20 protein-coding genes and 1 pseudogene are annotated in these 22219 nt (G+C 73.5%); 5 read left to right on the top strand and 16 right to left on the bottom strand.

Annotated elements, in window-relative coordinates:
- Positions 1-20 precede the first annotated feature (20 nt).
- The 3 genes from ASD19_RS08720 to ASD19_RS08710 are packed head-to-tail and all read left to right on the top strand — an operon-like array spanning position 21 to position 1149.
- Positions 21-371: a metallopeptidase family protein gene (locus ASD19_RS08720; RefSeq protein ID WP_055991281.1), complete on the top strand. Its 351-nt coding sequence runs from the start codon at positions 21-23 to the stop codon at positions 369-371.
- Positions 371-670 carry an ATP-dependent Clp protease adapter ClpS gene (gene clpS, locus ASD19_RS08715; RefSeq protein WP_082543110.1) on the top strand — a complete coding sequence of 100 codons (300 nt, stop codon included), beginning with the start codon at positions 371-373 and terminating at the stop codon, positions 668-670. The genes ASD19_RS08720 and clpS overlap by 1 nt, the downstream gene beginning before the upstream one ends.
- Positions 667-1149 (top strand): DUF2017 family protein, encoded by a 483-nt coding sequence (locus ASD19_RS08710; protein ID WP_235563009.1) that lies wholly within the window; start codon positions 667-669, stop codon positions 1147-1149. The genes clpS and ASD19_RS08710 overlap by 4 nt, the downstream gene beginning before the upstream one ends.
- 7 nt (positions 1150-1156) lie before the next feature.
- Here ASD19_RS08710 and ASD19_RS14375 read toward each other — a convergent pair whose 3' ends face one another.
- The 11 genes and pseudogenes from ASD19_RS14375 to ASD19_RS14360 form a co-directional block, all read right to left on the bottom strand.
- Positions 1157-1747 carry a hypothetical protein gene (locus ASD19_RS14375; RefSeq protein WP_235563008.1) on the bottom strand — a complete coding sequence of 197 codons (591 nt, stop codon included), beginning with the start codon at positions 1745-1747 and terminating at the stop codon, positions 1157-1159.
- Complete coding sequence (locus tag ASD19_RS14370) at positions 1731-2051, bottom strand: hypothetical protein (protein ID WP_055991272.1); 321 nt, start codon at positions 2049-2051, stop codon at positions 1731-1733. The genes ASD19_RS14375 and ASD19_RS14370 overlap by 17 nt, the downstream gene beginning before the upstream one ends.
- Before the next feature lie 259 nt (positions 2052-2310).
- A complete protein-coding gene (locus ASD19_RS08695; RefSeq protein WP_055991269.1) occupies positions 2311-3570 on the bottom strand; it encodes a DNA polymerase IV in 1260 nt (419 codons plus the stop codon).
- 35 nt (positions 3571-3605) lie between these two features.
- Complete coding sequence (locus tag ASD19_RS08690) at positions 3606-4805, bottom strand: glycoside hydrolase family 3 N-terminal domain-containing protein (RefSeq protein WP_055991266.1); 1200 nt, start codon at positions 4803-4805, stop codon at positions 3606-3608.
- 2 nt (positions 4806-4807) lie between these two features.
- A complete protein-coding gene (gene gatB, locus ASD19_RS08685) occupies positions 4808-6325 on the bottom strand; it encodes an Asp-tRNA(Asn)/Glu-tRNA(Gln) amidotransferase subunit GatB (protein WP_055991263.1) in 1518 nt (505 codons plus the stop codon).
- On the bottom strand, positions 6325-7839 hold the full coding sequence (gene gatA, locus ASD19_RS08680) for an Asp-tRNA(Asn)/Glu-tRNA(Gln) amidotransferase subunit GatA (RefSeq protein ID WP_055991260.1): 1515 nt from the start codon (positions 7837-7839) through the stop codon (positions 6325-6327). The genes gatB and gatA overlap by 1 nt, the downstream gene beginning before the upstream one ends.
- Positions 7836-8135 carry an Asp-tRNA(Asn)/Glu-tRNA(Gln) amidotransferase subunit GatC gene (gene gatC / locus ASD19_RS08675; protein WP_055991257.1) on the bottom strand — a complete coding sequence of 100 codons (300 nt, stop codon included), beginning with the start codon at positions 8133-8135 and terminating at the stop codon, positions 7836-7838. Before gatC ends, gatA begins: the two co-directional genes overlap by 4 nt.
- Positions 8136-8144: 9 nt before the next feature.
- On the bottom strand, positions 8145-9311 hold the full coding sequence (locus ASD19_RS08670; RefSeq protein ID WP_327040586.1) for a DUF6716 putative glycosyltransferase: 1167 nt from the start codon (positions 9309-9311) through the stop codon (positions 8145-8147).
- A 19-nt stretch (positions 9312-9330) separates the two neighbouring features.
- Positions 9331-9753: pseudogene (locus tag ASD19_RS14365) on the bottom strand (N-acetylneuraminate synthase family protein); the annotation flags it as partial.
- Complete coding sequence (locus ASD19_RS08665) at positions 9722-10351, bottom strand: cytidylyltransferase domain-containing protein (RefSeq protein ID WP_235563013.1); 630 nt, start codon at positions 10349-10351, stop codon at positions 9722-9724. The pseudogene ASD19_RS14365 and the gene ASD19_RS08665, both read right to left, overlap by 32 nt.
- A gap of 68 nt (positions 10352-10419) precedes the next feature.
- Positions 10420-10806, bottom strand: a complete 387-nt coding sequence (locus ASD19_RS14360; RefSeq protein WP_156377158.1) for a hypothetical protein — start codon at positions 10804-10806, stop codon at positions 10420-10422.
- 292 nt (positions 10807-11098) lie between these two features.
- Between ASD19_RS14360 and ASD19_RS08655 the strand changes: the two genes are divergently transcribed.
- Both ASD19_RS08655 and ASD19_RS08650 read left to right on the top strand, forming a co-directional pair.
- Positions 11099-12796: a long-chain-fatty-acid--CoA ligase gene (locus ASD19_RS08655; protein ID WP_055991245.1), complete on the top strand. Its 1698-nt coding sequence runs from the start codon at positions 11099-11101 to the stop codon at positions 12794-12796.
- A 38-nt stretch (positions 12797-12834) separates the two neighbouring features.
- Positions 12835-14634: a DEAD/DEAH box helicase gene (locus ASD19_RS08650; RefSeq protein WP_055991242.1), complete on the top strand. Its 1800-nt coding sequence runs from the start codon at positions 12835-12837 to the stop codon at positions 14632-14634.
- A 57-nt stretch (positions 14635-14691) separates the two neighbouring features.
- On the opposite strand, the gene putP is transcribed toward ASD19_RS08650, so the two are convergent.
- The 5 genes from putP to ASD19_RS08625 form a co-directional block, all read right to left on the bottom strand.
- Positions 14692-16188 (bottom strand): sodium/proline symporter PutP, encoded by a 1497-nt coding sequence (putP, locus tag ASD19_RS08645; protein ID WP_055991239.1) that lies wholly within the window; start codon positions 16186-16188, stop codon positions 14692-14694.
- 102 nt (positions 16189-16290) lie between these two features.
- The gene (locus tag ASD19_RS08640) at positions 16291-17280 is read right to left on the bottom strand and encodes an aldo/keto reductase (protein WP_055991236.1); all 990 of its coding nucleotides are present in this window, start codon (positions 17278-17280) and stop codon (positions 16291-16293) included.
- A 13-nt stretch (positions 17281-17293) separates the two neighbouring features.
- The gene (ligA, locus tag ASD19_RS08635) at positions 17294-19633 is read right to left on the bottom strand and encodes an NAD-dependent DNA ligase LigA (RefSeq protein WP_055991233.1); all 2340 of its coding nucleotides are present in this window, start codon (positions 19631-19633) and stop codon (positions 17294-17296) included.
- A gap of 63 nt (positions 19634-19696) precedes the next feature.
- The gene (mnmA, locus tag ASD19_RS08630) at positions 19697-20800 is read right to left on the bottom strand and encodes a tRNA 2-thiouridine(34) synthase MnmA (RefSeq protein WP_082543100.1); all 1104 of its coding nucleotides are present in this window, start codon (positions 20798-20800) and stop codon (positions 19697-19699) included.
- Between the two features lie 247 nt (positions 20801-21047).
- The gene (locus ASD19_RS08625; RefSeq protein WP_055991230.1) at positions 21048-22211 is read right to left on the bottom strand and encodes a cysteine desulfurase family protein; all 1164 of its coding nucleotides are present in this window, start codon (positions 22209-22211) and stop codon (positions 21048-21050) included.
- Positions 22212-22219: the final 8 nt, after the last annotated feature.

Below are 22219 nucleotides of genomic sequence, written 5' to 3'. Positions count from 1 at the left end.
CACTCCTGGCGGAAGTCCTCATGATCGACATGGACGCCGACGCTTTCGAGCGGCTCGTCGTCGACGAGCTCGATCGGCTGCCCGACGACATGGTCGACGGGCTGGACAACGTCGTGTTCGTCGTCGAGGATCGCCCGGAGGACGGATCGCTCGATCTGTTCGGGCTCTACGACGGGCTCGCGCTCACCGAGCGGGATCGATACGGCATGGGCGAGCTCCCGGACCGGATCATCGTGTACCGCGAGCCGCATCTCGCCGCGTGCGAGACGGAGGACGAGCTGCGAGACGAGATCCACACGACGCTGGTGCACGAGATCGCGCACTTCTACGGGATCGACGACGAGCGCCTGCACGAGCTGGGGTGGGCGTGATGGTCGGCGCCGCGCTCCCCGACCTCCATGAGGACGTCCGGCTCCACGAGCAGGAGGCCGCCGACGTCCCCTGGCAGACCGTGGTCTGGAACGACCCGGTCAACCTCATGAGCTACGTCGTCCGTGTGTTCCGCGAGTACTTCGGGTACAGCGTCGAGCGGGCGACCCAGCTGATGCTCGCGGTCCACAATGAGGGACACGCGGTCGTCGCCGAAGGCGCCCGCGAGCAGATGGAGCTGCACGCGCAGGCCATGCACGACTACGGCCTGTGGGCCACCGTACGGAGGAGCCCCCAGTGAGCGACAGGATCGTCCTGCTGACCCTGACCCGCATCGAGGTCACGCACCTCGCCGACCTCGTGCGGCAGTTCGCGGATCTCGTGGACAGCACGCCCACGCTCCCGGATCCCGCGATCGAGCGGCTCACGCCGGACGTGTATCCCGAGGACCCGGAGGCGTCCCGCGAGTTCCGCGCGGTCACGCGGGCCGACCTGCTGCGCCGGCGCGCGCACGACGCGCGCGTGGTGCTCGACGACCTCGCCCGGGTGGAGCGGGTGGAGGACGAGCTGGCGCCGGTCGACGTGTCGCTCGAGGGAGACAGCATCGAGTCCTGGCTGCGCACGCTGGCCGCCGTGCGCCTGGTGATCGCGAACCGCCTCGGCATCGTCGAGGACGATCAGGATCACGACCCGGACGACCCGCGTTACGGCGTGTACGACTGGCTCGGCTACCGCCTCGAGGGCCTCGTGCAGGCGGCCGAGCAGGGCGACACGGCCTGATCCGCCTCTAGAGCAGATCGAAGACGAGGTCTGCGAGCGCTCGGGGGTCGTGCGTCTCGATGTGGCGCGCCTCCTGAGCCGCCCAGCGGTCCCAGTGGGGCGCGTACGTGTCGCCATCGCGTTCGAGGGCGCGCGCCTTCCGCGAGGGCTCGGGCGCGTCGACCCACACGGCGACGTGCACCAGACCGGCTGCGGCCGGAGTCAGAGCGCCGGAGCCCTCGACGATCAGCGGACGGTCCGGTGCGACCACGTGCGGCTCGGCGAACGCCTGCACGTCCCAGTCGAACCGGCGCCACCGCCCCTCGATCCCGGCGGCGTGCGGGACGAGCAGCCACTCGTGCGCGAGCCGCGTCCCCTCCTCGAGCCCGTCCCATCCGGGGTAGAGCGAGTCGAGCGCGACCAGCTGGGGCCGCTCCCCCGCGCGCGGCCACTCCGCTGAGAGCCGGGCGGCGAGCGTCGTCTTGCCGCTGCCGCTGCGCCCGTCGATCAGCACGCGCGGAGCCGCGACGTCCAGGCGCGCGACCGCGGTCGCGACCGCACGGAACGCGGCGTCGTGAGCGCTCGGGAAGGACTCTGCGGCGCTACTTCTTGAGGACACGGATGATGCGGGCCAGCACGCGCCCGGTGACCCAGATGAACGGGATCCCGACCGCCAGGAGCGACACGATGTTCGGCTCGAACGTGAGGGTGTCGCCGCGGCGCACGTACGCGCCGATGGGTGCCGAGAAGCCGCCGCCGCCCCCGCCGCCGTTGCCGGACTCGTCCGACCCTCCGCCGAAGCCTGTCCAGGTCGCGGCGACCGGGACGATGCGCACGCCGTCGACGTCCTGCTGCTCGCCATAGGCGCTGTTCACGCCGATGTTCGCGGAGAGCCTGCCGAGTTCGAGTGCGATGTTGGGCATGTCCCCACCGTACCCGTCGGCCGATGCCGAGCGGGAGGCTTCGACCGTTTCGACTCCGCTTCGCTCCGCTGAACGACCGGTGGAGGTGCGGTCGCTCCGCTCAACGGCCGGGCAACGACCTCGTGCGAGCGAAGCGAGCGTGGAGCGAAGCGACTCCCGCAGCGCGTCAGCGCTGCCGCGGGGAGCGAAGCGAGCAGCCTCGCTCGCAAGGGTGCCGCTTGCGGCCCCGCAGCGTGCGAGACGCTTCTGAAAGAGGAACTCAGTCCGAGTCGGCAGGTGGGCGCGGGTGCGACGGGAGGTGCCGGCGGTCCTCGCGGCCGAGGAAGGTCGCGCGCGTGACGGCGCCGCGCCCGAACCGGGCGAGCGCGTCGTCGAGCGTGCCCTCGATACGCTTCCAGTCCGCGTCGTCGTCCCACAGCGCCACGCCTCCCGCGCCCGCGGGCCGCAGGCGCTCCGCGCGCACCCCGATGAGACGCACGGGCAGGCGCAGGTCGACGTTCGCGAGCAGATCCCGCGACGCCTCGCCGAGCCGCTGGCCCACGGCCGACGGCTCCGGCAGCGTGGCGGAGCGGGTGATCGTGGAGAAGTCCGAGAAGCGCACCTTGATCGCCACGCCCGCCGCCTCGAAGCCGGCGCGTCGGAGCCGGGCCGCCACGCGGTCGGAGAGCCGCAGCAGCTCGGCGCGCAGCAGCTCCACATCCGCGACGTCGGTCTCGAACGTCTCCTCGTGGCCGATGCTCTTCTCGGTGCGCGAGGTCTCGACCTCGCGCACGTCGATGCCCCGCGCGAGCTGCGCCAGCCGCTCGGCGCCCGCATGGCCGACGATCCGCTCGAGCACGTGCGGCGGCGTGGTGCGGACGTCCTTGATCGTGCGGATCGCGCGCGACTCGAGCGCCTCGGCGGCCTTCGGCCCCACGCCCCAGATCGCGCGCACGGGCTTCGGGTCCAGGAACTCCTGGGTGCGGTCGGCCGGCACGATGAGCAGCCCGTCCGGCTTCGACATCGTCGACGCCATCTTGGCCACGTGCTTGGTGGCCGCCACGCCCACGCTCGCGGTGATCCCCACCTCGGCCGCGATCCGCTCGCGGATGAGCCGCGCGATCCTCCCCGGACTGCCCCACAGCCGCCGCGCCCCGCGGACGTCGAGGAACGCCTCGTCGATCGACAGAGGCTCGACCAGCGGGGTGAAGCTGCGGAACACGTCCATCACCTGCGCCGAGACGGCCTGGTACCGGTCGAAGTGCGGCAGCACCACGACGGCCTGCGGGCAGAGACGCAGCGCCTGCCCCATCGGCATCGCGGAGCGGACGCCGAAGCGCCGCGCCTCGTACGACGCGCTGGACACCACGGAGCGGCCGTCGGGCGCGCCGATCACGACCGGTTTGCCCCGCAGCGACGGGTCGTCGAGCACCTCCACCGACGCGTAGAAGGCGTCCATGTCGACGTGCAGGATGCCGGTGCCGGAGTCGTCGGCGTCGTCGGGCGACACGATGCGCCCCGATCCGTCCGCTCGCCCCATGCGTCCATTCTCCCCGCGGGCGGGGACATCCGCGCTCAGCCGGCCGGGTCGAACTCCGGGCCGTCCAGCAGGCCCGACGCGAGAACCCGCAGGGTCACGACGCGGGTCGCGGCCTCGCGCAGCCGGTCCTCCGGGATGTCACCGTCGCGGACGGCCGCGCCGATGCCGTCGGCCATGTCCCCCGCCGTGCGCGCGTTCGAGCCGGCCACCATGAGCACCAGGTCGGCGCCGGCCGCGATCGCGTCGACCGCGCTGTCCACCGGGTCGGCGTATCGCTCCTCGCCCGAGGCGAGGAGCATCCCCAGGTCGTCCGTGACCGCCACGCCCTCGAAGCCGAGGTCGTCGCGGAGGATCCGGTACCACTCCGGCGACACCGAGGCGGGCACGTCGTCCACGGCGGTGAAGCGGAGATGACCCGTCATCACGAGCTCCGCACCCGCCTCGATGCCCGACGCGAACGGCGGCGCGTGCTCGGCCCGCCACTCCTCGAGCGTCATGTTCGTCTCGGGGATCACGCTGTGCGAGTCGCCCGGCGCCGCGCCGTGGCCCGGGAAGTGCTTGAGCGTGGAGAACGCGTGCTGCCGCTCGCCCGCGACCGCGGCGGCCACGCGCTCGGACGCGGCGTCGGCGTCGCCGCCGAGGGTGCGCGGGCGGATGAACCCGCTGGTGGCGGTCCCGACGTCGGCGACGATCCCGAAGTTCACGCTGATGCCGGCGGCCTCGAGCAGCGCGCCGCGCGCGTCGAACGCCTCGCGGGTGGACTCGGGCGAGCGGCGCGCCAGCTCGGCGCCCGCGGGTCCGTCGTCCCACGCCAGGCGCGACACGACGCCGCCCTCCTGGTCCACGGCGACGAGCGGGGGCAGCGCGCCGTCCTCGCCGTCGATCCCGTCCGTCAGCCGTGCGAGGCCCCGAGGGTCCTTCGGCACGTTCGACCCCATCAGGATGAACCCGCCGAGATCGCGGTCGTCGACGTAGCGCGCCAGCGCGCCCGCGTCCGTGCCGCCCACGTGCCCCATCACGACGGCCGACGCGCGCTCCTCGGCGCTCATGGCGTCGACGATGAGCTCCGCCACCGCGGCCGCGATCTCCTCTCGCGAGGCGGGCGCCGGCTCCACCGTGGACGCGAGCGAGGTCGTGGCCACCGCGTCGGCCGGTGCGGGGGCCGCGGACACGGCGATGAGGCCGATCAGCGTGGCCGCGAGCCACGCCGACCGGCCTCGGTCGGGACGGAGCATGATCACGCCTCGGCGGCGCGCTCCAGGACGAGTTCGCGCACGCGCGCGGCGTCCGCCTGGCCCTTCATGGCCTTCATGACCGCGCCGATCACGGCGCCGGCGGCCTGCACCTTGCCGTCGCGGATCTTGGCGAGCACGTCAGGCTGCGAGGCGAGCGCCTCGTCGATCGCGGCGATCAGCGCGCCGTCGTCCGACACGACCGCGAGCCCGCGGGCGTCGACGACCTCCTGCGGCGATCCCTCGCCCGCGATGACGCCCTCGAGCACCTGGCGCGCGAGCTTGTCGGTGAGCGTCCCCGCGTCGACCAGGCCCTGCAGCTGCGCGACGTGCTCGGGCGACACCAGGTCGGCCGGCTCGCGCCCCTGCGCGTTGGCGACGCGCGTGATCTCGCCCGTCCACCACTTGCGCGCGGCCTGCGGCGCCGCGCCGGCGGCGACCGTGGCCTCGACCTCGGCGAGCAGCCCGCCGTTCACGACGTCCTGGAACTCGAGGTCCGTGAAGCCCCAGTCGCCCTTCAGGCGACGGCGGCGTGCCGCGGGCGGCTCGGGCAGCGCGGCCCGCAGCTCCTCGATCAGCGCCGGCGTCGGCTCGACCGGGAGCAGGTCCGGCTCGGGGAAGTAGCGGTAGTCGTCGGCGTCGGACTTCGGGCGGCCCGGCGACGTCGTGCCGGTGTCCTCGTGCCAGTGGCGGGTCTCCTGGGTGATCGCGCCGCCGTCGGCGAGGATCGCCGCCTGGCGCTGGATCTCGTAGCGGACCGCGCGCTCCACGGAGCGCATCGAGTTGACGTTCTTCGTCTCGGTGCGGGTGCCGAGCTTCTGCTCGCCACGCGGGCGCAGCGACACGTTGGCGTCGCAGCGGATGTTGCCGCGCTCCATCCGCGCCTCGGAGATCCCGAGCGCGATCGCGATGTCGCGGATCGTCGCGAGATAGGCCTTGGCGAGCTCGGGCGCACGGTGCTCGGCGCCGAAGATCGGCTTGGTGACGATCTCGACCAGCGGCACGCCGGCGCGGTTGTAGTCGACGAGCGAGTACTCGGCGCCCTGGATGCGGCCGGTGGCGCCGCCGACGTGCGTCAGCTTACCCGCGTCCTCCTCCATGTGCGCGCGCTCGATCGGCACGACCACGATCTCGCCGTCGGAGAGCTCGACCTCGACCTGGCCCTCGAACGCGATCGGCTCGTCGTACTGGCTGATCTGGTAGTTCTTGCCGAGGTCCGGGTAGAAGTAGTTCTTCCGGGCGAAGCGGCTCGAGGGCGCGATCGAGCACCCGAGCGCGAGACCCAGGCTGATCGAGGACCGGATGGCCTCCGCGTTCACCGTGGGCAGCGATCCCGGCAGGCCGAGGTCCACGGGCGCCACGAGAGTGTTGGGCTCGGCGTCGTGGTTGTCGGCGTGCGCGGGGTTGGCCGCGGGCGAGAACATCTTGGTCCTGGTGTTGAGCTCGACGTGCACCTCGAGCCCGATCACGGGCTCGAACAGCTCAAGCGCCTTGTCGAAGTCCATCAGCTTCGCGGTCGCCATCAACGGGCCGCTCCCTTCAACTCGGGCGCACGATCGAGCAGCAGCCCGCCCCACTCGTCCACCAGCATCGCCTCGAGCGCCGCCCCGACGCGGTAGAGGCGCGCGTCCTCGCGCGCGGGCGCGAGGAACTGGATGCCGACCGGCAGGCCGTCCTCCTCCGCGAGACCCGTCGGCACCGAGATGCCGGGCACTCCCGCGAGGTTGGCGGGGATGGTCGTCAGGTCGTTGAGGTACATCGACAGCGGGTCGTCGACCTTCTCGCCGAGCTTGAAGGCCGTGGTGGGCGCCGTCGGCGTCGCGATCACATCGACGTCGGCGAACGCCTGGTCGAAGTCGCGCTGGATGAGGGTGCGCACCTTCTGGGCGCTGCCGTAGTAGGCGTCGTAGTAGCCGGCGGACAGCGCGTACGTGCCGAGGATGATCCGGCGCTTGACCTCGGGGCCGAAGCCCGCGTCGCGCGTGGCGGACATGACGTCCTCGACCGTGCCGCCCGGCACGTCCAGCCGCAGACCGAAGCGCACCGAGTCGAACTTCGCCAGGTTGCTCGACGCCTCGGCGGGCAGGATCAGGTAGTACGCGGCGACCGCGTACTCGAAGTGCGGCGCGCTGATCTCGACGATCTCGGCGCCCTGCGCCTCCATCTTCGCGAGCGCCTGGTGGAACGACGCGGCGACGCCGGCCTGGAAGCCGCTGTCCGGAAGTTCCTTCACGACGCCGATCCGCAGGCCCTTGAGCACGTCGCCCCGAGCGCCCTCGCGGGCGGCGTCGGCGAACGACGGCCACGCGTCCGGGATGGAGGTGGCGTCGTGGATGTCGTGGCCGCCGATCACGTCGTGAAGCAGGCCGGCGTCCAGGACGGTGCGCGTCACGGGGCCGACCTGGTCCAGGCTCGAGGCGAGGGCGATCGCGCCGTAGCGGCTGACGCCGCCGTAGGTCGGCTTGACGCCCACCGTGCCGGTCACGTGCGCGGGCTGGCGGATCGAGCCGCCGGTGTCGGAGCCGAGGGCGAGCGGCGCCTCGAACGCGGCCACCGCGGCGGCCGAGCCACCGCCGGAGCCGCCCGGGATGCGCTCCAGGTCCCACGGGTTGCGCGTCGGACCGTACGCGGAGTGCTCGGTCGACGAGCCCATCGCGAACTCGTCCATGTTGGTCTTGCCGAGCGGCACGAGGTCGGCCGCGCGGGAGCGGGCGACGACGGTCGCGTCGAACGGCGACATGTAGCCCTCGAGGATCTTCGAGCCCGAGGTCGACGGCATGTCGGTCGTGACGAGCACGTCCTTGATCGCGAGCGGCACGCCCGCGAGCGGGCCGAGCTCCTCGCGCGCGGCCCGGCGGCGGTCGACGTCGGCGGCGACGTCGAGCGCGCGCGTCGACACGTGCAGGAACGCGTTGACGTCGCCGTCCACGGCGGCGATGCGGTCGAGGTGGGCCTGGGTGGCCTCGACGCTCGAGACCTCGCGCGCGGCCAGCTTGGCCGCGAGGTCGGCGGCGCTCAGGCGGATCACGTCGCTCACTGCTCCTCCCCCAGGATCGCGGTCACGCGGAAGCGCGAGCCGTCGGCGTCCGGCGCGTTCTGCAGCGCCTGCGCCGTGGTCAGCGTCTCGGCGACCTCGTCGGGGCGGAAGACGTTCTGCATCGGGATCGGGTGGCTCGTCGCGGGGACGTCCGGGGTGGCCACCTGCGAGACCTTGGCGATGTTGTCGACGATCGCGTCGAGCTCGCCGGTCAGGCGGCTCACCTCCTCGTCGCTCAGCTGGATCCGGGCGAGCACACCGAGATGGCGCACGAGATCGGGGGTGATTTCAGACACCCCCCGAGTCTAGTCGGCGCGCCCCGCGCCCCACGCCCGACGGAGGCGGTGGGCGCCGATCACGGCCGCCCGCGCCGGGTGCCCGAGCGCGAGCGCGGCCGCGCCCGCGACGCTGCGGTCGTACGGCCCCAGGACGCGCTTGCGGTGCCATGCCTCGCGCAGCGGGCCGCCGCGGCGCGGCAGGGGTTCGCGGGGCGGCAGCTCGCCGGCGCGCCGCCGGCCCACCAGCTCGGCCACGACCGCGGTCCAGTCGTCGTCCTCCGACGGATGGAAGGAGTTGTCCGCGAGCCAGCCGGGATCGGGGTGGCGGAACCGCCGCGCGACGAGGTCGTCCGCGCCGCCCAGGAGTCCGCTGCCTGCGAAGACCGTGTTGATCAGCTCGTCGCTCACGCCGAACATGTCGAGCGCCAGCACCGGCACGCCGCGCGCGACGACCTCGACGGCGGCGGTCGAGCTCACGGTCTCGATGCCCTCCGCCGTCTCGAGCGCGCGGCCCATGGGGGCGGTCGACGTCACCAGGTTCGGGGGCACGTTCCCGAGCCTGTCGAGCAGCTCGGTGTACGGCAGATCCTCGTGGTGCGTCTGCCGCTCGCCGGCCGTGCCGCGCAGCGTGAGCACCACGCGCCGCGACGGATCCGCGCGGGCCGCGCGCACGAGCGCGCGCGCGACCGCCTCGCGATGCCACCGCTCGCGCGGCACGAGCGCCTGGGCCGCGAAGACCAGATCGGTGCCCCGTCCGGTCGCCGGCTCCCGCGAGAGGAACGGCAGCGAGCTGAGCGCCAGGCGATGATCCCAGCCGTTGGCGGCCGCCAGCCGGCCGAACTCCCGCACCTCGCGACGGGAGTGCAGGATCATGAGGTCGGCCTGGTGGCGGCGGTCCAGCGCCAGCCGGGTCGCGGGGATCGAGATGCCCGGCAGCCCGGTCACGAGCACCGGCCGCGGCTCGGCGGCCGCGGCCGCCTGCAGCATCAGCCTTGCCATGGGTCCGTGCGCCGCCGCCACCACGGCGTGCGCGCCGCGCACCGCCTCCGTGACGCGCGCGAGGGGGACGCGCGGCACGTCGCGCCCCGCGAAGTCCGTGCCATGGAGCGCGGCGCGCTGCTGGGCCTCGCTGACCACGAGCGCACCCTCGACCACGGCCAGCTCGCGCTCCCACTCGCGCGGTGCCCGCTGCAGCAGCGCCGCGCCCCACTTCAGGTACGAGGGGGAAGCGGTCGCGGAGGGCGCCCAGCATCCGCAGGTTCGCCTCCTCCGGCTCCATGGGGTAGGTCGAGGTGGCGTGCATCAGCACGAGACGGTCCGTGCCGAGGCGCTCCACGGCGGCGTCGATCTGCTCCATCGTCGATATGCCCGTCGACAGGATGATCGGCTTGCCGGTCCCGCGCAGGGCGTCGAGCAACTCGATGTCGGTGAGGCACGCCGACGCGACCTTGTGCGCGACCACCCGGAGGTCCTCGAGGAACTCCACCGACGGCACGTCCCACGGCGAGGCGAACCAGTCCAGGCCGCGCAGCGTCGCGTGGTCGCCGATCTCGATGTACGCGTCGCGGTCGAACTCGAGGTACGTCATCGTGCCCTACGGCGTCTCACGCGGCACGTCGCGCATGTGCTCCGGCGTGCAGCCCGGCCAGCGCGCTCGCCGCGGCGAGGTCGTCCGCGGTGTCGATCTCGATCGCGGTCAGCTCGGGCACCTCGGCCACGTCGACGCGGCCGAAGAAGCGGTGGCGTGCGGCGGTGAAGCCGGCGGTGTCCATCACGTAGAACGCGCCGGTCTCGCGGTGCTGCGGGTCCCGGTCCTGCCGCCGCGGCCGGCTGCTCATGTCGTGCCCGACTCCGGTGACGCCCTCCGCCGTGCGCTGCCGCAGGAACGCATGGCTCGGCACGGCCGCGAACACGCTGTCGGCCTCTCCGGCGAGCACCCGGCCGACCGCCTCGCCGAGCGCGTCGACGTCGATGAAGGGCGACGTCGCCTGCAGGAACGCCAGCACCCGCGGGTGCAGCCCGTCGGCGGCCAGCTCGTCCAGCGCGTGAACCAGCGCCGACTCGCTCGCGGCGGTGTCGCCCGAGATCTCGGCGGGGCGTCGCACGATGCGGGCGCCGGCGCCGGCCGCGACGCGGGCGATCTCGTCGTCGTCGGTCGAGACCACGACCAGGTCGATGCCGTGGGCCGCGCGCGCGGCCCGCACGGCCCGCACCACGAGCGGCACTCCGCCCACCCGGCGCAGGTTCTCGCCGGGGACGCCCTTGGACCCGCCCCGCGCGGGGATGACAGCGACGCAGCCGGTCACGCGGGCTCCCCCGCCCGGCCATCGGCCGCAGAGCGGATCGCGGCGCGCTCCCCCAGCACGAGCGGCAGCGTCGTCTGGGCGCTCGACGACAGCGTGAGCACGTCGACGTCGGCCGCCCCCGCCAGCGTGATCTCGAGCGGCAGCCCGGTCACCCGCACCTCGACGCCCGGGATGCGCGCGACGGCGTCGCGCTGGCGCGCGGTCTCGCGCCGGTGGGGCAGGTACACGGCGCCCTCGCTCCCCGCCGCCACCGCGACCCAGTCCAGGTAGGCCGCCAGCGGCATCCGGCCGTCGACCGGCAGGGCGCCGCCGAGGATCACGCGGCCGCGGATGTCGCACGGCGGCGCGCTGCGCCGGGTCCACTCGAAGCGGTGGCGTTCCACGCGCGCGCCGCGGTCGGCGAGCGCGTCCAGCCGCGAGGCGCCGAGGTCGAACGCAGCGGCGACTCCACCCAGGCCAGCGGCGCCGCGGATCGTGATGACACGTCGATCCCGTCCCTCCGTCGAGCCGCCCGGCGAGCGGGGCGGCCGTATCGGGCCACGTTCGTCCGGGGCGGTGAAAGCCGCGTCGCGACCGGGTGAACCGCCGCGCGCCGGGCGGTGAACGGTCGGTTCGTCCCCGGCGCCCATCCGGTCGCCGCCGATCGCCGGGGCGGGCGCTGTCTAGGCTGGGCGGGTGACCGAATACGATCCCCCTCGCCCCTGGATCACCTCGTACGCGGAGGGCGTCCCGGCCGATCTGGGCCCGATCGAGGGCTCGCTCGTCGACATCGTCGCCACGTCCGCGCGGGAGTTCCCGGATGCGCCCGCGCTGCAGTTCTTCGGCCGCACCACGAGCTACGCGCAACTCGCCGACGCGATCGAGCGCGCGGCTGCGGGCCTGCACGCCCGCGGCGTGCGCAAGGGCGATCCGGTCGCGATCATCCTCCCCAACTGCCCGCAGCACATCGTCGCGTTCTACGCGGTGCTGCGCCTCGGCGCGGTCGTCGTGGAGCACAACCCGCTCTACACGCCCCGCGAGATGCGCAAGCAGTTCGAGGACCACGGCGCCAAGCACGCCATCGTGTGGAGCAAGGTCGCGCGCACCGTGCAGGAGTTCCCCGCAGACCTCGCTGTCGACACGCTGATCTCGGTCGACGTGACGCGCGCCATGCCGCTCGCCACGCGCGCCGCCCTGCGCCTGCCGATCGCGAAGGCGCGCGAGGCGCGGGCGCAGCTCACCGAGAAGGTGCGCGGCGCGATCCGCTGGGAGGAGCTGCTCTCCTCCGCGCCGCTTCCCGCCGCCCACCCGGGGCCCGCGGCCGACGACCTCGCGATCATCCAGTACACGTCCGGCACCACCGGCACGCCGAAGGGCGCGGCGCTCACGCACCGCAACCTGCTCGCGAACGCCGCCCAGTCGCGGGCCTGGGTGCCGACCATCCGGCGCGGCGACGGCGTGGTCGTGTACGCCGTGCTGCCGATGTTCCACGCCTACGGCCTCACCCTGTGCCTCACGTTCGCGATGTCGATGGGGGCGCGCCTCGTGCTGTTCCCCAAGTTCGATCCCGACATGGTGCTCGACGTCGTCAAGAAGCACCCCGCGACCTTCCTGCCCCTCGTGCCGCCCATCGCGGAGCGACTGCTGGCGCGCGCGAAGGGGCGGGGCGTGTCGCTCGCGGGCATCGAGATCGCGATCTCGGGGGCCATGGCGCTCTCCCCCGCGCTGGTCGAGCCGTTCGAGGCGGAGACCGGCGGGTTCCTCGTCGAGGGCTACGGCCTCAGCGAGTGCTCCCCCGTCCTGATGGCCAACCCCGTCGCCGCGAACCGGGTCGCCGGCACCATCGGCCTGCCCCTCCCCGGGACGGAGTGCCGCGTCGTGGACCCCGACGAGCCGACGCGCGACGTCGAGCCGGGCGCGCCCGGCGAGCTGCTGGTGCGCGGCCCGCAGGTGTTCGGCGGCTACTACGGAAAGCCCGAGGAGACCGAGGCGGTGTTCGTCGACGGCTGGTTCCGCACCGGGGACATCGTGACGATCGACGAGACCGGATTCGTGCGCATCGTCGACCGGATCAAGGAGCTCATCATCACGGGCGGCTTCAACGTCGCCCCCACCGAGGTCGAGAGCGCCCTGCGGCAGCACCCGGATGTCCTGGACGCCGCGGTGGTGGGACTTGCGAGCGCGCACAGCGGCGAGGAGGTCGTGGCGGCCGTGGTTGTCGAGCCCGGGGCCGAGCTCGACGTCGAGGCCGTGCGCGCGTTCGCACGCGGCATCCTCACCCCGTACAAGGTGCCCCGCCGCATCTTCGTCGTGGACGAGCTGCCGAAGTCGATGATCGGGAAGGTCCTGCGGCGCCGCGTGCGCGAGCGGCTCCAGGCGCTCGTGTCGAGCTGACCGGTTGATTCACAACCGGCAGCCGATACCGTGGCGACGTGACCCCTGACGACGCCGCCTCGCCCGAGAGCGCGACCCCTGACAGCACCGACGTCCTCCCGGGCTTCGACGACCTCGGCATCACCGGCCCCGTGCTGGCCGCGATCCGCGACCTGGGCTACGAGACGCCCTCTCCCATCCAGCGCGCCACGATCCCGACTCTGCTCGCCGGCCGCGACGTGGTCGGCATGGCGCAGACCGGCACGGGCAAGACCGCCGCGTTCGCGCTGCCGATCCTCGAGCGCCTCGACGTGTCCCGCAAGACGCCGCAGGCCCTGGTCCTCGCGCCCACCCGCGAGCTGGCGCTGCAGGTCGCCGAGGCCTTCGAGGCGTACGCGACGCGCATGAAGGGCGTGCACCTGCTGCCCGTGTACGGCGGTCAGGGCTACGGCGTGCAGCTGTCGGCGCTGCGACGCGGCGTGCACATCGTGGTCGGAACGCCCGGCCGTGTGATGGACCACCTCGCGAAGGGCACGCTCGACCTCTCCGAGCTCGACTACCTCGTGCTCGACGAGGCGGACGAGATGCTCAAGATGGGCTTCGCGGAGGACGTCGAGCAGATCCTGTCGCAGACGCCGGAGGACAAGCAGGTCGCCCTGTTCTCGGCGACCATGCCCCCGCAGATCCGCCGGATCGCCCAGCAGTACCTGCGCGACCCCGAGGAGATCTCGGTCAAGTCGAAGACGGCCACGAACGCGAACATCACGCAGCGCTACCTGGTCGTCTCGTACGCGCAGAAGGTGGACGCGCTCACGCGCATCCTCGAGGTCGAGAACTTCGACGGCATGATCGTGTTCGTCCGGACGAAGAACGAGACCGAGACGCTCGCCGAGAAGCTGCGCGCACGCGGCTACTCCGCGGCCGCGATCAACGGCGACATCCCGCAGAACCTGCGCGAGCGCACGGTGAACCAGCTCAAGGAGGCCAAGCTCGACATCCTGGTCGCGACCGACGTCGCCGCGCGCGGTCTCGACGTCGAGCGCATCAGCCACGTCGTGAACTTCGACATCCCGACCGACACCGAGTCGTACGTGCACCGGATCGGCCGCACCGGGCGCGCGGGGCGCACGGGCGACGCCATCAGCTTCATCACGCCGCGCGAGCGCTACCTGCTCGGCCACATCGAGAAGGCCACGCGCCAGCAGCCCACCCAGATGCAGCTGCCGACCGCGGAGGACGTGAACACCACGCGCCTGGCCCGGTTCGACGACGCGATCACCGCGGCGCTGCAGGACACCGAGCGGCTGGACACGTACCGCGACGTGATCGCCCACTACGTCCGGAACCACGACGTGCCCGAGGCGGACGTCGCGGCCGCGCTCGCGATCGTCGCGCAGGGCGACAAGCCGCTGCTGATCGAGGCCGAGGACGACGCGCTCGCCGCGGCGGTGGCGGCGGACAACCGGCCGAAGCGCGAGCGCGGCGGGGCGGATCGCGCGGGGCGCGACGAGCGGCCCGCGCGCCGCGGGCGCGGCGACTACGAGGCGTACCGCATCGAGGTCGGCCGCCGGCACAAGGTGGAGCCGCGGCAGATCGTCGGCGCGCTCGCGAACGAGGGCGGCCTCGGCCGCGACGACTTCGGGGCCATCAACATCCGCCCCGACTTCTCGATCGTCGAACTGCCCGCGAACCTCGACCGCCGCGTGCTCGAGAAGCTGCGCGACACCCGCATCTCGGGCCGCCTGATCGAGATCAAGCCCGACCGCGGACCCGGTGCCCGCCGTGCTCCGCGCGACGGCGACCGCCGGCCGGCGCGCGACGACCGCCCGGCGCGCAAGCCGCGCCACGGCCGCGACTGAGCTCAGACGGCGACGCGCCCCGGGACCTCGTCCCGGGGCGCGTCCTCGTCTCGACGGTCAGCGCGTCGGCTCGGCGACCGGACGCTGCGTGACGATCGCGCCCGTGCGGGTGAACTCGTCCTGGATGTCCTCGTCGTGCTTCGCGGTCGCGAGGCTCACGGCGACCGCCACGAGCAGGTTGAGTGCGAATCCGGGCACGATCTCGTAGAGGCCCGTGCCGAGCAGCGGCCACGTGAACACCACGACCGCGCCGACGACCATGCCGGCCAGCGCGCCCGAGGCCGTCAGGCGTCGCCAGAACAGCGACAGCAGGATGATCGGGCCGAACGCGGCGCCGAAGCCCGCCCAGGCGAAGCCGACCAGGTCGAGGATCGTGCTCTCGGGGTTCAGGGCGAGCAGGACCGCGACGATCGAGACCACGAGCACGCACGCGCGCCCGAGGACGACGAGCGTCCGCTGCGAGGGCGTGCGCTTCGCCACCACGCGGTAGATGTCCTCGACCAGGGCCGACGACGTGACGATGAGCTGGCTCGAGATGGTCGACATGATCGCCGCGAGGACGGCCGACAGCACGAGGCCCGCCACCAGCGGGTGCATGAGCGCCTGGGCCATGACCAGGATGACCGTCTCGGGGTTGGCGAGCTCGGCCCCGGTCTCGCGGAAGAACACGATCCCCACGAAGCCCGCGGCGACCGCGCCCGCGAGGGACAGGATCATCCACGCCATGCCGATCCGGCGGGCCGTCTTGGCCTCGGCCGCGCTGCGCAGCGCCATGAAGCGCACGATGATGTGCGGCTGACCGAAGTAGCCGAGGCCCCACGCGAGCGACGATACGATGCCGATCGCGGCGGCGCCGGTGAGCGCCTCGCCGCCCAGCATCGACACGTGGGCGGGGTCGATCGCCGCGCCGAACTCGCCGACGCCACCGACCGCGACGACGGCGATGACCGGGACGATGAGCACGGCGGCGAGGATCATGAGGCCCTGCACGAAGTCGGTGAACGACGCTCCGAGGAAGCCGCCGAACAGCGTGTAGGCGAGCGTCACGCCGCCGACGAGCAGCATGCCGACGGTGTAGTCGCCGCCGAACGAGCTCTCGAAGAACACGCCGCCCGCGACCATGCCGCTCGAGATGTACAGCGTGAAGAACACGAGGATGATCACGGCCGAGACGATGCGCAGCAGGCGCGTGCGGTCGCGCAGGCGGTTCTCGAAGAAGCTCGGGATCGTGATCGAGTTCTTCGCGACCTCGGTGTAGGCCCGCAGACGCGGCGCCACGAACTTCCAGTTCAGGTAGGCGCCGACGGTCAGTCCGATCGCGATCCACGCCTCGATCAGGCCGGCGGCGTAGATGGCGCCGGGCAGACCCATCACGAGCCAGCCGGACATGTCGGATGCTCCGGCGCTCAGCGCCGCGACGGCCGGCGGCAGGTTGCGGCCGCCGAGCATGTAGTCCTCGTGGTCCTTGGTCTTGGTGGCGGCGTAGACGCCGATGCCGATCATGGCGCCGAAGTAGATGACCAGGGCGATGATCAGCCAGGTGTGTGGGGACATGGGTGGTGCTCCTCCTCGAGCGCCCGGCGGTTCCCGGGCACGGCCGCCTACCTTAGGCGACCGCGAGCACGTCGCGCCACTCGGCCGCTCCCCCGGCCCGGGCTACCAGCGGTCGTGCACCAGCGGGCGGATGGCCTCGTCGTAGAGGTCGCGCACGCCGTCGAGGAACGCCTCGGGAAGGGGCCCGACCTCGCCCGCCGCGGCGTTCGCCCGGGCCTGGTCCGGGTTCCGCGCCCCCGGGATCACCGTGGTCACGCCGGGCTGCTGGGCGACCCATGCGAGGGCCGCCGTCGCCGGCTCGAGCCCGGCCTCCCGGGCGAGGCCCGCGAACCGCGCCGCGGCGTCGACGCCCGTCTCGTAGTCGACGCCCGAGAACGTCTCGCCCACGTCGAACGCCTCGCCATGCCGGTTGTAGGTGCGGTGGTCGTCGGCCGCGAACGTGGTCTCGCGCGTGTACCGGCCGCTCAGCAGGCCGCTCGCGAGCGGGACGCGGGCGATGATGCCGACGCCGGCCTCGACGGCGGCGGGCAGGGCGGCGTCGAGCGGCTTGCGGCGGAAGGCGTTCAGGATGATCTGCACGCTCGCGACTCCGGGGCGCTCGATCGCCCGGAGCGCCTCGGCGACGGTCTCGACGCTCACGCCGTATGCCGCGATCGCGCCGTCCGCCACGAGAGCATCCAGGTCGTCGAAGACGCGGTCGGCCTCGTACACCTCGCTCGCGGGGCAGTGCAGCTGCACCAGGTCGAGCGTGTCGACGCCGAGGTTGCGGCGCGACCGGTCGGTCCAGGCCCGGAAGTTCTCGAGCGTCGCGTGAGCGAGGTCGGGGCGCTCGGCGCGGCGGATCATCTTGGTCGCGACGACCACGTCCGAGCCCGGGTTGCTCCGCAGCCAGCGGCCGATCAGCTGCTCGCTGCGGCCGTCGCCGTACACGTCCGCGGTGTCGAAGAACGTGACCCCCGCCTCGTGCGCCGCGTCCAGCACGGCGAGGGCGTCGGCCTCGTCGACGTCTCCCCAGTCCGCCCCGAGCTGCCAGGTGCCGAGGCCGATAACGGAGACGTCGCGTCCGGTGCGTCCGAGAGTGCGCTGCTGCATACCTCGAGCGTAGTCAGGATGGGAGCGCTCCCGGGCCTTCCGTGACGAGGAGGTGGAACTGGGCCGCGTCGATGATCCGCACGCCGAGCTGCTCGGCCTTCGCGAGCTTGGATCCGGCACCGGGCCCGGCGGCCACGAAGTCGGTCTTCTTGCTCACGCTGGACGCGGCCTTGCCTCCCGCCTTGAGGATCGCCTCCTGCGCGCCCTCGCGCGTGTACCCCTCGAGCGATCCGGTCGCGACGATCGTCAGCCCCTCGAGCACGCCCCCGGCGGCGGTCGCGGCGCCCGGCCCGGGGTGGCCGGGGGTCTCGAACCGCACGCCGGCCGCGCGCCAGCGCTCCACGATCTCGCGATGCCAGTCGACCGCGAACCACTCGGTCAGCGAGTCGGCGATGGTGGGGCCCACTCCCTCGACCGCGGCGAGCTCATCGCGGCCCGCGGCCATGACGGCGTCCAGCGAGCCGAACCACGCCGCCAGGGCGCGCGCAGCGACCGGGCCGACGTGGCGGATGTTCAGCGACACGAGCAGGCGCCAGAGCTCCTTCGTCTTCGCCTTCTCGAGCTCCTCGAGGAGCTTGAGCGCCTGCGCCGACGGCTGCGGCCCCTCGATCCCCTGCTTGCGCTCGGCCGCCGTCGGATTGCGCCGGAACGGGGCTCGGCGCACGTACTCGCCGGTCTTCTCGTCGACGCGCTTCTCGCCGGTCTCGGCGTCGCGGACGACCACCTCGATCGGGACGAGCTGATCCAGCGTCAGCTCGAACAGCGCGGCCTCGGTGTGGAGCGGAGGGTCGGCCGGCGCGTCCGGCTGGGTCAGCGCGGCCGCCGTGACCTCGCCCAGCGCCTCGATGTCGAGCGCGCCGCGGGACCCGATGTGCTCGACGCGGCCCCGCACCTGCGCGGGGCAGTCCTTCGCGTTCGGGCAGCGGAGGTCGATGTCGCCCTCCTTCATGGGCCGCAGCGGCGTGCCGCACTCGGGGCACTCCGCGGGCATCACGAACGCGCGCTCCGTGCCGTCGCGCTTCTCGACGACGGGTCCGAGCACCTCCGGGATGACGTCGCCCGCCTTGCGGAGGACGACCGTGTCGCCGATCAGCACGCCCTTGGCCTTGACGACGTCCTGATTGTGGAGCGTGGCCTGACGCACGACGGACCCGGCGACGTGGGCGGGCTCCATGACGGCGTATGGCGTGGCACGGCCCGTGCGCCCCACCGACACCACGATGTCCAGCAGACGCGTGTGCACCTCCTCGGGCGGGTACTTGAACGCGATCGCCCAGCGCGGCGCACGACTGGTGGCGCCCAGCTCGTCGTGAAGCGCGAGCTCGTCGACCTTCACGACGATGCCGTCGAGCTCGTGCTCGATCGCGTGCCGCTGCTCGCGGTAGCGCTCCACGAAGGCGAGCACCTCGTCGATGCCGTGGCACACGGCTGGGTGCGGGCTGATCGGCAGGCCCCAGTCCTTCAGCAGCGCGTAGACCTCGCTCTGCGCGGCCACGGGCGGGTCCGGCCACGCGCCGATGCCGTGCACGTACAGGCGCAGCGATCCGACGCGCGCGAGGGCGGCCTCGAGGTCGAGGCCCTGCTTCTTGTCGAGCTGCTGCCGCAGGCCGCCGCTCGCGGCGTTGCGGGGGTTGGCGAAGGCGGGGAACCGGCGCGCGGCCGCCGTGCGGGCACGCTCCTCGTCGAACTCGCCGGCCGCCGCGCGGCGCGCGCCGAAGCGCTCGCGCGCCTCGGCGACCGCGCGGTCGCGCAGCTCCGCCTGCAGCGCGTTGAGCCGCTCGAAGGCGGCGACCGGGATGAAGACCTCGCCGCGGACCTCGACGATCGCCGGGTGGCCCTCGCCCGCCAGGCGCTCGGGGATGTCCGCTAGGCGCAGGGCGTTCTCCGTGACGAGCTCTCCCACCCGGCCGTCGCCGCGGGTGGCAGCCGACGTGAGCACGCCGTTCTCGTAGCGCAGGCTGATCGCCAGGCCGTCGATCTTGAGCTCGGTCAGCCACGCGACCTGGCGGCCCGCGGCATCCTGCGTCTTGGCGCACCAGTCGCGCAGCTCGTCGACCGTGAACACGTTGTCGAGACTCATCATCCGCTCGGCGTGCTCGATCGTCGCGAGCGCGGTGCCCTCGGCCGCCCCCACCATCTGCGTCGGCGAGTCCTGACCCTGCAGCTCGGGGTGCGCGCGCTCGAGCTGCTCGAGCCGCCGCATCCACCCGTCGTAGGTCGCGTCGTCGACCAGCGAGACGTCGCGGCCGTAGTAGGCGTCCTTCGCCTCGAGGATGCGGTCGGTCAGCTCGCGCGCCTCGGCGCGCGCCTCGTCGAGGGTCAGTTCGGGAAGGTCGATCTCGCCGTCAGCCACCTGCCCAGTCTATGAACGGGGTCCGACGTTCCTCCGCCGCTTGCGCCGCGCCGGGGCCCGGAGCTAGGCCGGGACGGGCGCGGCCGACACCGTGCGGTCGATCGTGCACTGGCCGATCACGCGCGTGCCGTCGTAGAGCACCGCGGTCTGGCCCGGGGCGACGCCGTGCAGCGGGTCCTGCGGCGTGACGACGAGCTCGTCGTCGCGCACCACGGCCGTCGCGGGCACCGGGTCGGCGTGGGCGCGGACCTGCACGTCGCATGGGAACGCCGTCGCGGCGTCCTCCGGGGCGGCCCCGGCCCACGTGTAGCGGCTGCCGGCGAGCTCGCCGATCGCGAGCGCCTCCTTGGGGCCGACCACGACGGTGTTGGAGACGGGGCGGACCTCGAGCACGAAGCGCGGCTTGCCGTCCGGCGCCGGAACGCCCAGGCGCAGGCCCTTGCGCTGGCCGACCGTGAAGGCGTGCGCGCCGTCGTGGCTCCCCACGACCGCGCCGCTGCGGTCCACGATCTCGCCCGGGGCCGTGCCCACCTTCTCGGCGAGCCAGCCGCGCGTGTCCCCGTCGGGGATGAAGCAGATGTCGTAGCTGTCGGGCTTGGCGGCGACCGCGAGCCCGCGCGCCTCGGCCTCCGCGCGGACGAGCGCCTTCGAGGGCGTGTCGCCGAGCGGGAAGTACGTGTGCGCGAGCTGCTCCGCCGTGAGCACGCCGAGCACGTACGACTGGTCCTTGGCCTCCTCGCTCGAGCGGTGCAGCTCGAGGCCGCGCTCGCCCTCGCGCAGGATCGCGTAATGGCCCGTGCAGACGGCGTCGAAGCCGAGCTCGAGCGCGCGCTCCAGCAGCGCGGCGAACTTGATCCGCTCGTTGCAGCGCATGCAGGGGTTCGGCGTGCGACCGGCCTGGTACTCGGCCACGAAGTCGTCGATCACGTCGTCGCGGAAGCGCTCGGAGAAGTCCCACACGTAGAACGGGATGCCCAGGCGGTCGGCGACGCGGCGGGCGTCCATGGCGTCCTCGATCGTGCAGCAGCCGCGGCTGCCGGTGCGCAGCGTGCCGCCCGCGCGCGACAGCGCGAGGTGCACGCCGACCACGTCGTGCCCCGCCTCGACGGCCCGCGCGGCCGCGACGGCGGAGTCCACGCCGCCGCTCATCGCCGCCAGGATCCGCATCCGTCAAGTGTACGAACCGGTCGCTGGGCGGGGGCCGGGCTCCGTTACGACCACCGGACGCGGTCCCTCACAGGCTGGATGTGACGCACGTCGCCCCGTGAGGCTCCTGAGCCTGCAAACGGCCAGCCCAGCCTGTCAGCGGCCGCCCGGTGCCGAAAGCCGGACCGATGCGACGGATGGGGCGGATGGGACCCCACCAGCACGGCAGGCACCGCCCATCCGGGATCCGGAACCGCGACGCGGCCGCTCAGCGGCGCGCGGCGCGCCGGTAGGCCTCCGGCAGGGCCGCGGCGATCGCGTCGACGTCGGCCGAGGTGGTCGTCCGGCCGAGCGTGATGCGGAGGACCTCGCGGGCGGCGCGCTCGTCGCGCCCCATCGCGAGCACCACGTGCGACGGCTCCGGCACCCCGGCCTGGCAGGCCGAGCCCGTCGACACGGCGATGCCCTCGCGGTCGAGCAGGTAGAGCAGCGACTCCCCCGGCGCGCCGGGCAGGTGCAGGTGGACGCTGCCCGGCAGCCGGTCGACCGGATCGCCGAGCAGCACGGCCTCGGGGATGTCGCGGCGCACGCGCGCGATGAGCTCATCGCGCAGGGCGCCGAGCCGGGCGGCCTCGGCCTCGCGCTCGCGCCCGGCGAGCTCGGCCGCGACCGCGAGTGCCGTGGCGCCCGCGACGTCCTGCGTCCCCGCGCGCAGCGCACGCTGCTGCCCGCCGCCGTGCTGCAGGGCGGTGAGGGAGGCCTCCCGGGAGACGACCAGGGCGCCTGTCCCCACCGGAGCGCCGACCTTGTGGCCCGAGACGCTGAGGGCCACGAGCCCTGCGGCGCCCCGCGCGTCGCCGCGCCAGCCGCGGAACGTCACCGGCACATGCCCGAAGGCGGCGACGGCGTCGACATGGAGCGGCACGCCGCGCTCGGCGGCGATGGCCGCAAGACCCGGGGCGTCGTTCACCGTGCCGGCCTCGTTGCTGGCCACGAGCGCGGTGGCCAGCGCCGTGCGGTCGTCGAGCGCCGCCGCGAAACGCTCGGGCAGGATGCGCGCCGCGCCGTCGAGCGGCACGGGGACCACGCGGGCGTCCTCGTGCTCGCTCAGCCATGCGACGGCGTCGAGCGTGGCGTGGTGCTCGCCGTCGGGCAGCGCGATCGCGTCCCGACCCGCCGGGCGGGCCCACCACAGGCCCTTGAGCGCGAGGTTGATCGACTCGGTGCCGCCCGACGTGAACACGACCTCGATGGGCTGGCAGTCCAGCGCGGCCGCCAGGCGGTCGCGCGCGTCCTCGAGCAGCCTGCGGGCGGTCTGCCCCGCGCCGTGGATGGACGAGGCGTTCCCGACCGTCTCGGCCGCCGCGAGCCAGGCGTCGCGCGCCTCCGGGCGCAGCGGCGTGGTCGCGGCGTGGTCGAGGTAGACGGTCATCCGGACGG

The organism is Microbacterium sp. Root53, assembly GCF_001426925.1.
Taxonomy (GTDB): Bacteria; Actinomycetota; Actinomycetes; order Actinomycetales; family Microbacteriaceae; genus Microbacterium.
The sequence above is the reverse complement of the archived record's forward strand: the minus strand, read 5'-3'. Positions and strand labels throughout refer to the sequence as shown.